At 62.3% G+C, this 13,386-nt stretch carries 13 protein-coding genes; 8 read left to right on the top strand and 5 right to left on the bottom strand.

The annotated features are described in order from the left end of the window. Positions 1-68 precede the first annotated feature (68 nt). Positions 69-1,112 carry an IS110 family transposase gene (locus AIOL_RS22610; protein ID WP_049641827.1) on the bottom strand — a complete coding sequence of 348 codons (1,044 nt, stop codon included), beginning with the start codon at positions 1,110-1,112 and terminating at the stop codon, positions 69-71. A 66-nt stretch (positions 1,113-1,178) separates the two neighbouring features. Here AIOL_RS22610 and AIOL_RS22605 point away from each other — a divergent pair, with 66 nt between their 5' ends. The 3 genes from AIOL_RS22605 to AIOL_RS22595 all read left to right on the top strand — a co-directional run bounded on the left by AIOL_RS22605 (position 1,179) and on the right by AIOL_RS22595 (position 4,521). Next, positions 1,179-1,997 carry a hypothetical protein gene (locus AIOL_RS22605; RefSeq protein WP_049645053.1) on the top strand — a complete coding sequence of 273 codons (819 nt, stop codon included), beginning with the start codon at positions 1,179-1,181 and terminating at the stop codon, positions 1,995-1,997. 105 nt (positions 1,998-2,102) lie between these two features. Next, positions 2,103-2,672, top strand: coding sequence for a hypothetical protein (locus AIOL_RS22600; RefSeq protein ID WP_049645052.1), 570 nt, complete (start codon positions 2,103-2,105; stop codon positions 2,670-2,672). A 55-nt stretch (positions 2,673-2,727) separates the two neighbouring features. Further along, positions 2,728-4,521, top strand: a complete 1,794-nt coding sequence (locus tag AIOL_RS22595) for a methyl-accepting chemotaxis protein (protein ID WP_152912646.1) — start codon at positions 2,728-2,730, stop codon at positions 4,519-4,521. Positions 4,522-4,581: 60 nt separating this feature from the next. Here AIOL_RS22595 and irr read toward each other — a convergent pair whose 3' ends face one another. Continuing rightward, entirely contained in the window at positions 4,582-5,004 is a 423-nt protein-coding gene (gene irr / locus AIOL_RS22590) for a Fur family transcriptional regulator Irr (protein ID WP_049645051.1), read from the bottom strand. Positions 5,005-5,171: 167 nt separating this feature from the next. Here irr and fabA point away from each other — a divergent pair, with 167 nt between their 5' ends. The 4 genes from fabA to AIOL_RS22570 are packed head-to-tail and all read left to right on the top strand — an operon-like array spanning position 5,172 to position 8,707. Next, positions 5,172-5,684: a bifunctional 3-hydroxydecanoyl-ACP dehydratase/trans-2-decenoyl-ACP isomerase gene (gene fabA, locus AIOL_RS22585; protein WP_049645050.1), complete on the top strand. Its 513-nt coding sequence runs from the start codon at positions 5,172-5,174 to the stop codon at positions 5,682-5,684. Positions 5,685-5,709: 25 nt separating this feature from the next. After that, positions 5,710-6,939 (top strand): beta-ketoacyl synthase N-terminal-like domain-containing protein, encoded by a 1,230-nt coding sequence (locus tag AIOL_RS22580; protein WP_049645049.1) that lies wholly within the window; start codon positions 5,710-5,712, stop codon positions 6,937-6,939. Positions 6,940-6,944: 5 nt separating this feature from the next. Beyond that, positions 6,945-7,733 (top strand): enoyl-ACP reductase FabI, encoded by a 789-nt coding sequence (locus AIOL_RS22575; RefSeq protein ID WP_049645048.1) that lies wholly within the window; start codon positions 6,945-6,947, stop codon positions 7,731-7,733. Next, complete coding sequence (locus AIOL_RS22570; protein ID WP_049645047.1) at positions 7,733-8,707, top strand: threonine dehydratase; 975 nt, start codon at positions 7,733-7,735, stop codon at positions 8,705-8,707. Before AIOL_RS22575 ends, AIOL_RS22570 begins: the two co-directional genes overlap by 1 nt. A gap of 180 nt (positions 8,708-8,887) precedes the next feature. On the opposite strand, the gene AIOL_RS22565 is transcribed toward AIOL_RS22570, so the two are convergent. From AIOL_RS22565 to AIOL_RS22555, 3 genes are all read right to left on the bottom strand, one after another. Further along, positions 8,888-9,661 (bottom strand): ATP-binding cassette domain-containing protein, encoded by a 774-nt coding sequence (locus AIOL_RS22565; protein WP_049645046.1) that lies wholly within the window; start codon positions 9,659-9,661, stop codon positions 8,888-8,890. Next, on the bottom strand, positions 9,658-10,824 hold the full coding sequence (locus AIOL_RS22560; protein WP_049645045.1) for an ABC transporter permease: 1,167 nt from the start codon (positions 10,822-10,824) through the stop codon (positions 9,658-9,660). Before AIOL_RS22560 ends, AIOL_RS22565 begins: the two co-directional genes overlap by 4 nt. Positions 10,825-10,950: 126 nt before the next feature. Then, positions 10,951-11,970 (bottom strand): sugar ABC transporter substrate-binding protein, encoded by a 1,020-nt coding sequence (locus AIOL_RS22555; RefSeq protein WP_049645631.1) that lies wholly within the window; start codon positions 11,968-11,970, stop codon positions 10,951-10,953. A gap of 282 nt (positions 11,971-12,252) precedes the next feature. Here AIOL_RS22555 and AIOL_RS22550 point away from each other — a divergent pair, with 282 nt between their 5' ends. Beyond that, positions 12,253-13,383 (top strand): ROK family transcriptional regulator, encoded by a 1,131-nt coding sequence (locus AIOL_RS22550; RefSeq protein WP_082152839.1) that lies wholly within the window; start codon positions 12,253-12,255, stop codon positions 13,381-13,383. Positions 13,384-13,386: the final 3 nt, after the last annotated feature.

The following is a 13,386-nucleotide window of genomic DNA, read 5'->3' as shown; positions in this document are numbered from 1 at the left end:
GCCGGCACCGTCAGGTGCGGCCGAACGCTCCTTGTGCTGAAAACATTTCAATCATGGATGCGGGGCGCTCAGGCGTTCTGCCGGAGCGCCATCGCCTCGTCACGGGTGAAGCGGAACCCGGTTCCATCCACCCACATCCGGTGCAGCACCACGCCGATGCGACGGGCCAGCGCCACGGTGGCACGTCTCTTCCCACGACGCTCGGCAAGGCGCAGCGCCCAGGACTTGAGCCAGTTCGGGCCGCCATGATGCAGCATCACGTTGGCCGCCTGGTAGAGCGCCGCCCGGAGACCTGCGTCTCCGACCTTGGTGATCGCGCCCACAATGGACCGCTCGCCGGATTCATCCCGCCCCGGCGTCAGCCCGACCCAGGGGCCAACATCACGAGATCGTTTGAAGCGTGTGGGATCATCGATCGCGGCCTTCACCGTCAGCGCAACGACGGCACCCACACCGGGCATGGTCATCAGCAGGCGACAGATCGGATCGATCTTCGCCTGATCGCGCACCATCTTCTCGAACCCCGCAAGTTCCCTTCGCAGCTCTGCGCGGGCACGCAGGATCGGCTCAATAGCCGCTTTCAGCACAGTATTGCCCGCCGCCAGGTCCCTGACCCGCTGGTCATAGCGACCTTTCGAGACGGGTCCCATCTTCAGGCCAAAGTTGCGCAACACGCCCCGCACCGACAGTTCCAACTGGATCAGTACCTTCTGGATCGCCTTGCGCGCCGTCAGCAACACGCGTGTTTCCTGAGCAGGAACCGACTTGCAGTGCACGGCGCTGAACCAACCCATCTGCAGGAGATGCGCGATCCCCTGTGCATCCCGCCGATCCGTCTTGATCGGGCTTGCTTTCAGCGCCGCCTTCACTTGCCGCGTTTCCATCAGGATCGCGGGTAGCCCGGCCTCGGTCAGCCCCTTGTGAAGCCATTGGGACAGTGGACCCGCTTCCAGGCCAATCCCGGTAATCTCGCAGGGCAAGGCCTTGAGGAAGCTGACCAACACTTCCGGCTCGCTGGCGACGTCAGTTTCCTTCAGGATCTTGCCGCGATCACCGAGCACGCAAACAGCCGTGCTTGCCAGAGAGACGTCCAGTCCGATAAAGATATCCATGTCGTTGTCCTTTCTATTCTTTGGAATTGAGGCGCGCCATCTGGCAAGACCTCGTAGACACGCATCATGCGTATCAAAGGGCAACGACACCCTCTCTGCGACACCGCTTCAAGCGTAACGACCGAGATTCGCGCCGAGGCCCATTACGGTATCTTCAAAGAGATCCTGGTCTTCGCCCCCGACGAGCTGGCCCTGCCGATGGATCTGTCCGAGACCGTGCATCGCATCCGGTACTCCATGATGCGGCCCAACGCGCTTGAGATCGCCGTGAGTGCCCTTTCGGACGCCGCGCCGGGATTGTGGCTCTATTACTGCTACAACGCCGAGTTCCTGTTCTACCCGTTCTGCGAGACACGCAGCATTGACGAGATGCTGGCCTTTCACACCGAAGAGCGGCGCGACGCGGTTTTGACCTATGTCGTTGACCTCTACGCCTCGGATCTGGAGGCCACGCCGGACGCCGTCAGCCTGTCGGACGCGCATCTGGACAAGTCGGGGTATTACGCGCTGGCGCGGCCCGACGAGGTCGGCCACCCCAAGGAACGGCAGCTGGATTTCTTTGGCGGCCTGCGCTGGAGGTTCGAAGAGCACGTCCCCACCGACCGCCGAAAGATAGATCGCATCGCGATCTTTCGGGCCCAGCAGGGCCTGAAACTCCGCCCGGATCACACGTTCTCTGACGAGGAGTACAACACCTACGCCTGCCCGTGGCACCACAACATCACCGCCGCGATCTGCTCGTTCCGCACGGCGAAGGCGTTGAAAAGCAACGCCGGATCAAAGTTCGAGATATCCTCTTTCCGCTGGCACAACTCTACGGCGTTCCAATGGCATTCCCAGCAGCTATTGGATCTGGGGCTCATGGAGCCCGGGCAATGGTTTTAGTCTATTTTTTGAATCTCGCATTTTAGGACAACTGCGCTGGTTAGGAATTTCGAAGGTCTTCATTGCTAGACCCCGACTCACATCGATCATAGTCGGAGATTTTTAATGTACCGTTCGACCCTTGCCGCCTTCGCAATCGCGGCCGCCACGTCTGCATCGGCGAATGAATTCGCCCCTGCGATGGAAAGCTTTATGAGCACGGAAATTATGAACTGGGCGAATGACGCCGTCATTGTGTCCGCCATCATGGACCAGAACGCGCGCTACGCGGGCCTTGCCCAGGCCGATATCGACGCAATGGACCAGGCTTGGCGCGCTGAAGTTGGGATGGCCAATGCGCCAACAATCACGCCCGTTTTGATGAACTCTGCCTCAGATTTCTTGCGACAGCATGTCGCCGCATCCGGTGGCATGATCACCGAGGTCTTCATCATGGACAACCACGGCCTGAACGTCGCCGCATCCGACGTGACATCGGACATGTGGCAAGGCGACGAGGCCAAATTCAGCAAGACCTACCCAATGGGGGCTGGCGCATTCCACCTAAGCGACGTTGATTTCGATGAGTCCACGCAGACCTATCAGGGCCAGATCTCAATGACGATTGTGGATCCAGCAAGCGGTGCGCCCATTGGCGCCATCACGGTTGGCGTCAACGCCGACGCGTTGCTGTAGACGACCACTTCCCGGCGCCTCGACCGCCCGATTGTGACTGGATTGGAATTGAAAAGTGACCGCAAGCCAAACTGAAATCAAAGTCTCACGCTCAATTTCCGTGTTCGTAAAGGCACTCTTTCTGATTGCCGGCACTGCAGCGGTGGTTGCGGCGGTGCCCGCTTTCCAGTCCTCGCAGATGCTGACACGGATCGTCCTGAGCCAAGTCACCGATCACGCTGAAGTGGTCAGTCATACCTTGGCCAACAGCTCGGCCTCGGCGGTCCGGTTCAAGAAATACGATAAGCTGCTGGAAGAGATGGACACGCAGTTGACCCGCGATGCTGACATCCTGAATGGAATGCTCGTTTTCGATGCGTCCGGCAGTGCTGTTGGGTCGGTTGGCGCGTTGGATGAGGCCCGCGTTTCTGCGCTATCAGCGCTTGCCACGCAGGCGTTGGAGACAGGTTTGGTCCAGGAAAACCGTGCTTCGCTATTGTGGGCCGTGCCCGTGGTCATGGGCGCCGGTGACAGGGCCCAGGTTGTTGGCGTTATTGCCTCGGACTGGACGGCCCAGTTGAGCCTAAAAGCGGTCTATAGGGAGAAGATTGAAAGCTGGATTACGGCCGGCGGGGTGTTTGTGGTCTTGCTGCTTTTTGGCGCTTTCTTTCTGCGTCGTTGGATTTCGCGCCCATTGGTGGACGTCACGCAGGCAATGAAGAAAGTCTCGGAGGGCGATCTTGATGCCGCCGTACCGCACCGAAATGTCGGGGACGAAGTCGGCCAGATGGCGAGGGCACTGGAAACTCAACGCCTCAGCCTGATTGAGGCAATGCGCCTGGACGAGCAAGCAAAGCAGGCAGATTCCGATGCCCGCGCGGCGGCCGATAAAGTTGCCGCCCAACAAGCCGCCCAACAAAGCGTCGTCGAACAGCTAAGCGTGGCGTTGCATTCCTTGGCCGAGGGCGACCTCACCAAGCCAATCGAGACCACTTTCGATCCGGAATACGAAGGCCTGCGCGAAGACTACAATACGACGCTGGGCGTGCTGCGCAATGCGATGTCTGTCGTTCGGCAGAACGCAGACGGCATTGAATCGCATAGCAACGAATTGAGCGAATCTTCCGATGAACTCGCGCGCCGCACAGAGAACCAGGCCGCCACGCTAGAGGAAACCGCAGCGTCACTTGGGGAGTTGACGAAATCCGTAACCTCGACCGCGCAGGGCGCCAAAGAGGTTGAAGGCATCGTTCTTGGCGCGCGCGCGGACGCGGAAGCGTCGGGCGAGGTCGTGCGAAACGCGGTAGATGCGATGACGCAGATCAACGAGAGCTCTAACCAAATCGGTCAGATCATCAACGTTATCGAAGACATCACATTCCAGACGAATCTGTTGGCACTGAATGCCGGTGTCGAAGCCGCGCGCGCCGGTGAGGCCGGGAAAGGCTTTGCGGTCGTGGCGACAGAGGTTCGGGCCCTGGCACACCGGTCGTCTGAGGCTGCGACGGAGATCAAAACTTTGATCGACCGCGCAACGTCGCAGGTCGGGCGCGGCGTCGACCTTGTGAACGAATCTGGCACCGCGCTGGAAAACATCCTAAAGCAGGTCTCCAACATATCCTCGCATGTGACGGAGATCGCCGGGTTAGCTGCCGCGCAGTCAGATGGGTTGAACGAAATCAATGACGGCATTGCACATCTGGACAACGTGACTCAACAAAACGTCGCCATGGTCGAAGAGGCAACCGCCGCGACCCATAGCCTTAAGAACGACGCGCAAGAACTGAGCAATTTGGTTTCCAAATTCCGATCAGATGGCGGCTCGTCTTCGAGCGGTGACCGGTATGAGATCACTTCAAAGGTTGCCTAGAGATGCGCCGCGATCCAATCGTTCCGCGCCATCCTAAAACTAGGTTGTGATCGGGAGTACTCAGTTTCTCCGTAACCGGATAACGACATCCACGGACGCGACTTCTGCGCCTTCGGGCGTGTCAGGCAGCTGCGAAATCACAAGTTGATCTACCGGGGCATCGGTCAAGGCCGCCGTATCTTCCCAATAGAAATGCGGGTGATTGGTGGTGTTGGTATCGAAATAGCTCTTTGAGCCATCGACGGTAATCTCACGCATCAGACCAGCCTCGCAGAACGCGCGCAGCGTGTTGTACACCGTGGCCAGAGACACCGGCTCTCCGGACTTGCTTGAGGCCGCATAAAGGCTCTCGGCGGTCACGTGGCGGTCCTTGCCGTCTCCGACAAGCAGCGACGCCAATGCAACACGCTGCCGCGTGGGGCGAAGCCCCGCGTTCGACAACCAATTGGCCCCGCGGGCCTGTGCTTCATTCTGGCTTTGCATATGACCTGCAATCCTGGCTGCGTGTATTATAGTGTTTTCGCACCGCGGCTTTCAATGTAAATCGCAAGCTTTGGTGTGCGACCCTTCGCCTGACCCTTGTCAGGGCTTTGGCACTCCTGTTACAGGGGGCGGGATCAATTGGCACCAACTCTGAGGCTCCGCCACATATGAGCGAATTTCCTAGGTCCTTCAACAAGGAAGCACTTTTGCAGTGCGCCCGTGGCGAGCTATTTGGGCCAGGGAATGCCCAGCTTCCAGAACCTCCGATGCTCATGATGGACAGGATCACGGACTGTTCGGGCGACGAGGGCGCGCATGGTAAGGGCCATATCGTCGCCGAGCTCGACATAAAGCCGGATCTTTGGTTCTTTCCCTGCCACTTCCCGGGCAACAACGTGATGCCGGGTTGCCTGATGCTGGACGGGCTTTGGCAGCTGACCGGTTTCAATCTGGGCTGGCGCGGCTGGCAGGGCCAAGGGTTCGCCCTGGGGGCGGGCGAGGTAAAGCTAAGCGGCATGGTGCGCCCGGATCGGGCTTTGGTCACCTACCAGGTAGATTTCACACGCGTTATAGACCGGAAGCTAAAAATGGGGGTGGCTGATGGCCGCGTCTTGGCGGATGGTGAATTGGTGTGCGAGGTCAAGAGCATGAAGGTCGGCTTGGCAGCCGCCGACAGCTAAGGGCCCCGCCAAAGGGAGGACGCGCATGCGCCGTGTTGCCATCACAGGTTTGGGAATTGTCTCGGCCATCGGAAATTCCGCGGACGCGGTCACGGCTTCGCTGCGGGCGGGCCGATCCGGCATTGTAACCGCGGAGGACTATGTCGAGCGGGGATTTCGCAGCCAGGTCAAGGGCGCGATCAATTTCGACCCCAGCGAACATATCGACAAGCGCCTGCTGCGTTTCATGGGGCCGGGGTCAGCCTATGCCTATAACGCTTTGGAGCAGGCGATCGCCGACGCCGGGCTGAGCCCGGAAGAGGTTTCAAATCCGGGTACCGGCCTGATCGCCGGGTCGGGCGGGCCATCCACGAGCGCCATGCTCGCCGCCCACCAGACTGTGCTGGAAAAGGGCGCGCCCAAACGCATCGGCCCCTTCGCGGTGCCGAAATGCATGTCGAGCACCGTGTCGGCCAACCTTTCGACCGCCTACAAGATTAAGGGCATCAACTTCTCGATCACCTCTGCCTGCTCGACCAGCCTGCACTGCATCGGCATGGCAGCGCAGCAGATCATGCTGGGCCAGCAGGATGTGATGTTCGCGGGCGGCGGCGAGGAATTGGATTGGACGCTGTCTTGCCTCTTCGACGCAATGGGGGCGATGAGCTCGAAATATAACGACACTCCGGGCCGCGCCAGTCGCGCCTTCGACGCGGACCGCGATGGGTTCGTGATCTCCGGCGGCGGCGGCATGGTTGTGTTGGAGGACCTCGAGCGCGCGCAGGCGCGCGGGGCCAAGATCTACGCGGAGGTCACCGGGTTCGGGGCCACGTCCGACGGGCACGACATGGTGGCCCCCAGCGGAGAGGGCGGCGAGCGCGCGATGCGGCTGGCCGCCAAGACGCTGCCCGCGGGCCGCAAGATCAGCTATATCAACGCGCATGGCACGTCGACGCCGGTGGGTGATGTTGGCGAGGTCGAAGCGGTGCGCCGCGTCTTCGGGGCCGGGCAGGCCCCGACGATCAGCTCAACCAAATCCATGACCGGTCACGCCCAGGGGGCGGCGGGCGCGTTGGAGGCCATCTTCTGCCTGCTGATGCTTGATGGGGACTTCATCACGCCCTCGATCAACGTCGAGACCTTGGACCCAGAGATTAATCCCGGAGAGATCGCCACCGAGACAGTCGAACAGGCCGGGCTTGACACCGTGATGACGAATTCCTTTGGCTTTGGCGGCACGAATGGATCGATGCTGCTGTCGAGATTTAACGGATAGGACCCATGGCAAACTTGATGACCGGAAAGCGCGGGCTGATCATGGGCGTCGCCAACGAGCGCTCGATCGCGTGGGGTATTGCAAAGGCCCTGGCCGCCGAGGGCGCAGAGCTGGCCTTCACCTACCAGGGCGAGGCGTTCGGCAAGCGGGTGGAACCGCTGGTGGCGTCGCTCGGCTCTGACGTGATGATCGATTGCGACGTTATGGACCCGGCCAAGATGGACGCGGCGTTCGAGGCGTTGGCGGCGAAGTGGGACCGCCTGGACTTTGTCGTGCACGCCATCGCCTTCTCGGATCGCAGCGAGCTGACCGGGCGGTTCATCGACACCTCCGCCGAGAACTTTGCCAACTCGATGGCGATCAGCTGTTACTCGCTGATCGACGTGACCCGCCGCGCGCGGGCCATGATGACCGAGGGCGGCACCGTGCTGACCCTGACCTATCAGGGTTCGAGTCGGGTGACGCCGTTCTACAACGTGATGGGCGTGGCCAAGGCGGCGCTGGAAAGCACGGTCAAGTACCTGGCCAACGACTTGGGCCCCGAGGGCATCCGCGTGAACGCGATCTCACCCGGCCCGATGAAGACCCTTGCCGGGGCGGCCATCGGCGGCGCGCGCAAGACCTTCAAGCACACAGAGATGAACAGCCCGCTGCGCGCCAACGCGACGCTGGAAGCCGTGGGCGGGACGGCCGTTTACCTGGCCAGCGACTATGGCGCCTGCACAACCGGCGAGACCATCATGGTCGACAGCGGATTCCACGTTCTGGGCATGCCGCAGGTCGAGAATATCTGATGAAATTCTCGGTCGACGAACTGCACGACGCCGCTGCGCTGGTCCACGCCCACGTTCCGCCGACACCTCAGCATGTCTGGCCGCTCCTGACCGCCCGCACCGGCGCGGCGGAGGTCCGGGTCAAGCACGAGAACCACGCGCCGACGAGCGCCTTTAAGGTGCGTGGCGGGGTGACCTATATCGATTGGCTGCGACGCGCGCACCCCGAGGTGCGCGGCATCTGCACCGCCACGCGCGGCAATCACGGTCAAAGCCAGGCGCGGGCCGCCGTCGCAGCAGGCCTTCAGGTGAAGGTCTTCGTGCCGCGCGGCAACTCCGTCGAGAAAAACGCCGCGATGCGCGGCTATGGGGCCGAGGTTGTGGAGCATGGCACGGATTTCGACGCGGCGCGGGTCGAGGCGCTGCGCGTGGCCGAGGCCGAGGGGCTGACCATGGTGCCCTCGTTCCATGAGGAGCTGGTCCGTGGGGTCGCGACTTACGGGCTAGAGCTCTTCACCGCCGCGCCGGATCTGGACACGGTCTATGTGCCCATCGGGCTGGGCTCTGGCATCTGCGGGACGATCATGGCGCGGGACGCCTTGGGCCTCGCGACCAAAATCGTGGGCGTGGTGGCCGAGAACGCCGCCGGCGCCAAGCTCTCTGTCGAGGCCGGCCGCGTGGTGGAGACCAATACCTGCGCCACATTCGCCGACGGGATGTCGGTGCGCATCCCCTCCAAGGAGGCGTTCGATATCTATTCGAAGAGCGCCGAGCGCGTGGTCTCCGTCAGCGAGGATGAGATCGCGGAAGCGATGCGGATCTACTACCAAGACACCCATAACCTGGCAGAAGGTGCGGGCGCCGCGCCGCTCGCGGCGCTGATGCAAGAGCGCGACCGGATGGCGGGCAAGCGCGTTGGGCTGGTTCTGTCCGGCGGGAATGTGGATGCGAGCGTGTTCGCGCGCGTGCTGGGCGGCGTGACGCCCGCAGTTTGAGGCTGCGGCGCGTTGCCGCGGGCCGGTTGTTCTTAACGAATTCTTCAAATTTTGCGGCACAGATGAAACTGGATGGGCGCCGCCCCGGCGCGCCTGCAAGTCAGGCGCCGATTGATTGCAGTACCATGTAGGGTCCGGGACGGATCACCAAGAGTTCCCTAGCTTTCTGCCAGATATGCGTTACGCCGCAGCCTGCTCTGGCTCCTTCGCGCCCGTCATAAACGCCACCGCGTCCGACATCGAGTAATCCCCCGGATTGATCACCGTCAGCCGCCGGCCCAGCCGGTGGATATGAATGCGGTCACAGACCTCGAACACATGCGGCATGTTGTGGCTGATCAGGATGATCGGAATGCCGCGCGCGCGCACGTCGTTGATCAGGTCCAGCACCCGGCGACTCTCTTTCACACCCAGCGCGGCGGTGGGCTCATCCAGGATGATCACCTTGGACCCAAAAGCCGCGGCCCGGGCCACGGCCACGCCCTGGCGCTGCCCGCCCGACAAGGTCTCGACCGCCTGCTTAATGTTCTGGATCGTCATCAGCCCCAGCTCGGTGAGCTTCTCGCGCGCGAACGTCTCCATCGCGGGCTTGTCGAGCATCCCAAAGACCTGCCCGCGCCAGCCCGGTTTCTTCAGCTCGCGCCCCATGAACATGTTGTCGGCAATCGACAGCGCGGGCGACATCGCGAGCGTTTGATAGACCGTCTCGATGCCATGCTCACGGGCGTGGATCGGCGAGGTGAAATTGACCGGCTGCCCCTCCAAAAGCACCTCGCCCTCGTCCGGAATCACCGCGCCGGACACCGCCTTGATCATCGTGGACTTGCCCGCGCCGTTGTCACCGATCACGCCCAAGACCTCGCCCGGGTAGAGCTCGAAATCCGCATGATCCAGCGCCGTCACCCGGCCATAGCGCTTTACCAGGCCCTTTGCCTGCAACACCGGCCGCGTCATACCGAGACCTTTCTGATTTCCTGGTCCACCGTGACCGCGCCAATGATCAAGATGCCGATCAAGAGGAAGGTCCATTGGCTGTCGAACCCGGCCATGGGCAGGCCCAGCTGGAACACGTTCACGATCAAGGCCCCAAACAGCGCGCCCAGGATCGAGCCCCGCCCGCCGAACAAGGATATCCCGCCGATCACCACTGCGGTGATCGCCTGGATGTTGCCGATCTGGCCCGTGGAGGCCGAGGGCGACACGCTCCCCAGCCGCCCGATCATCACCCAGCCCGCCACAGCACAGATCAGACCCGCCAGGATGTAGACCGACATCAGCGTCTTGCGCGTGTTCACCCCGGCAAGCTCCGCCGCCTCGGGGTCGTCGCCCACCGCGTAGACATGCCGCCCCCAGGGCGTGGAGCGCAGCGCATAAGCAAGCCCGCCCGCAAGGATCAACATCAAGACAACACCCAGCGGAATGTTCGCCCCGCCGCGGATCGCCTCGTAGCCAAGGATCTCGCGGATCTGGAAATCCCAGCCCATGAGGTGCAAGAGCGCGGCCTGCTCGGCGATATCGTTTGGACGGATCGTCTCGTTGCGGGAATAGAGGTAGTTCCCGGCCAGCACGATCTGCCACATCCCCAGCGTCACGATGAAGGGCGGCAGCTTGATCCGGCTCACCAGCCAGCCTGACAGGGCGCCGATGCTCGTGCCGACGGCCAGGCCCAGCATCACCGCGAAGGTCGGCGGGATGCCATAGCGGAAGGTGAACTGGCCCATCACGACAGAGCTGAACACCGCGATCGCGCCCACGCTAAGGTCGATCCCCGCCGTCAATACGATCAACGATTGCGCCAGCGCCAGGATCCCCACGATCTGCACCTGATCCAGGATCAGCGCCATCGTGCGCCCCGAGAAGAAGCGGAAGCGCCCGACCGAGACTTCCTCGAGTCGCGCCCAGCCCATGGCGACCTGGATCGCCTCCCAATCGATGTAAAGCCCGACCGTGACGATAGAGATCACCAGCACCACGAAGGGCACCAGCGACGGGTTGGCATGCAAGAGGTGCTGCAGGCGGCGCACCATCGTGCGCTCTTCTTCGAACTCCGCGACGGTCTCGCTGGCTTCACTCAGCGAAGCCTCGAACCCCTGCCCCTGCGAGCCGGTGTCGGACATGCCTTCCCCCTTAATCAAATGTAACGCTTATGCATCGCGCCTCTGAGCGCAGGTTAGACGCGCGGTGCGGCGCGCGTCTAGAGTGTAGGATGGGGATGATCCCCATCCTACGATTGTCTCAGGCGATTAGCCCCAGCAGAGGTCCATGCCCGCTTTGACGTCGATGGACTCGACGCCGTCAACGGACTCGCTCGCCACCAGCGACACGCCGGTGTCCAGGAAGTCCTTACCGGGCGAGTTCGCCGGCTTGGAGCCATCCTCGGCCCAGGCCTTCACCGCCTCCACGCCCAGCGACGCCATCAGCAGCGGGTATTGCTGCGAGGTGGCGCCGATCACGCCTTCCGCCACGTTCTGCACGCCCGGGCAGCCGCCATCCACCGAGACGATCAGCACGTCGTTCTCGCGCCCAATGGCCTTGAGCGCCTCATAGGCGCCCGCGGCGGCGGGCTCGTTGATAGTATAGACCACGTTAATGCCGTCATCCTTGGCCAGGCAGGTCTCCATCGCCTTGCGGCCACCTTCCTCGTTGCCGGCGGTGACCTCGTTGCAGACGATGCGTGCGTCATCCTCGTCGCCCCAGCGGCTGACGTCTTTGACGTCCACACCAAAGCCGGTCAGGAAGCCCTGGTCGCGCAGCACGCCCACGGTGGGCTGGCTGATGGCCAGGTCGAGCATCGCGATCTTGGCGTTCGCTGCCGCGCCACCCATCTTGGCGGCGGCATAGGCGCCGATCAGCTCGCCCGCCAGGAAGTTATCGGTGGCAAAGGTCATATCGGCGGCGTCAATCGGCTCTAGCGGCGTGTCCAGCGCGATCACCAGAAGTCCCGCGTCCCGCGCGGCCTCCACCGAGGGCACAATGCCCGCAGTATCGGAAGCCGTCAGCAAGATGCCCTTGGCACCATCCGCGATGCAGGTCTCGATAGCTTGCACCTGGGTCTCGTTATCGCCGTCGATTTTGCCCGCGAAGGCCTTCAGCGTCATGCCAAGCTCTTCCGCCTTGGCGGTCGCGCCTTCCTTCATCTTCACGAAGAACGGGTTGGTGTCGGTCTTGGTGATCAAACACACCGTGGTGGAATGCCCGCCCGCGAAGGCCGCGCCGCTCATAGCAACCAGTCCAATGGCCGTCGCGCTCAGTAGTGATCTGATATTCATGCTTCAATCCTCCCAAAATTTGAATGAGCCTAGCCTGGCTCTGCCTTTGAGGTCGCCAACATCAAAATTCCGGCTGGCGCTCGTGAGTCGAAAAAACATCATGGCCTTAAAGGAGTCAATAAATAAATCTATTTGATTTATTTATTGACTCCTGGATTTCATCGCCCCATGTTTGCGTCGCCTCACCGGGAGACGATTGTGAAGGCGCATAGCGCGACAGACGCCAACGGCACAAATGAAGCGGCCTCGCTCGTGCGCGGCTCGAACCAATCTGGCATGCGCGCCCATAACGAGCGCTTGGTCCTGTCGCTTCTGCGGCGGCGCGGACCCTTGGCAAAGGCCGATATTGCGCGCGTGACGGGGCTTTCACCGCAAACCGTTTCCGTGATCATGCGCGCGCTGGAGGCCGACGGCCTTCTGGTCAAGGGCGACCCGGTGCGCGGCAAGGTTGGCCAACCGTCGGTGCCGATGCGGCTTGCCGAGGATGGCGCTTACTTCTTTGGCCTGAAGGTCGGGCGCCGCAGCGTTGAACTGGTGCTGGTCGATTTCCTGGGCCAGGTCCTGCACCGTGCGATGGAGCTCCACAGCTACCCCACTCCAGAGGGCACGTTTGCCTTCGCCGACAAGCAGATCGCAGAGTTAACCGCCCGGCTTCCCGCTCCGGCGCGGGCCCGGATCGCTGGGCTGGGCATCGCGATGCCCTTCTTTCTGTGGAACTGGGCCGACGCGCTTGGTGTGCCCAAGGAGAAGATGGCCGGATGGCGGAAGGCAGATATTCGGTCCTCCCTGGCAGAGCGGCACGACTTCCCGATCTATCTAGAGAACGATGCCAGCTCGGCCTGCGGGGCCGAGGTCGTCTTTGGGCCATCCACCGGCCCACGCAATTTCCTGTATTTCTATGTCGGCTATTTCATCGGTGGCGGCATCGTGTTGAATGGCGCGCGGTTCTCTGGGGCGGGGAATGCGGGCGCGGTTGGGCCGATGCCCGTGCCGACACCGAACGGCGTGCGGCAGCTATTGGATGTGGCGTCTCTGTTTGGACTAGAGGGCCAACTGAGAGCCTCTGGCTGGGACACAGACAGCATGTGGCGCAGCGCCGAGGGCTGGGACATAGAAGGCGACATTTTGGATCGGTGGCTCGACGGCGCGGCGGCGGGCATCGCGCATGCGATCGTGTCGGCGGCCTCGATCATCGACTTTGGCAACGTGCTGGTGGATGGTTGGATCCCCCGCGACCTGTGCGAACGCCTGGTCCAGACAATCGACGAAAAGCTGGCAGAGCAGGACCTAACCGGGCTCACGCGCCCTGCCATTCTCACCGGCTCTGTTGGCGCGGATGCCCGCGCCCTAGGAGCGGCGGCCCTGCCCCTATCGCAGCGGTTCTTGCTAGAGCGCGCGGGCGCCTGAGCG

The organism is Candidatus Rhodobacter oscarellae, from assembly GCF_001078595.1.
Taxonomy (GTDB): Bacteria; Pseudomonadota; Alphaproteobacteria; order Rhodobacterales; family Rhodobacteraceae; genus Rhodobacter_B; species Rhodobacter_B oscarellae.
Note: the sequence above shows the minus strand (reverse complement) of the source record. Positions and strands in the feature narration are given on the sequence as shown.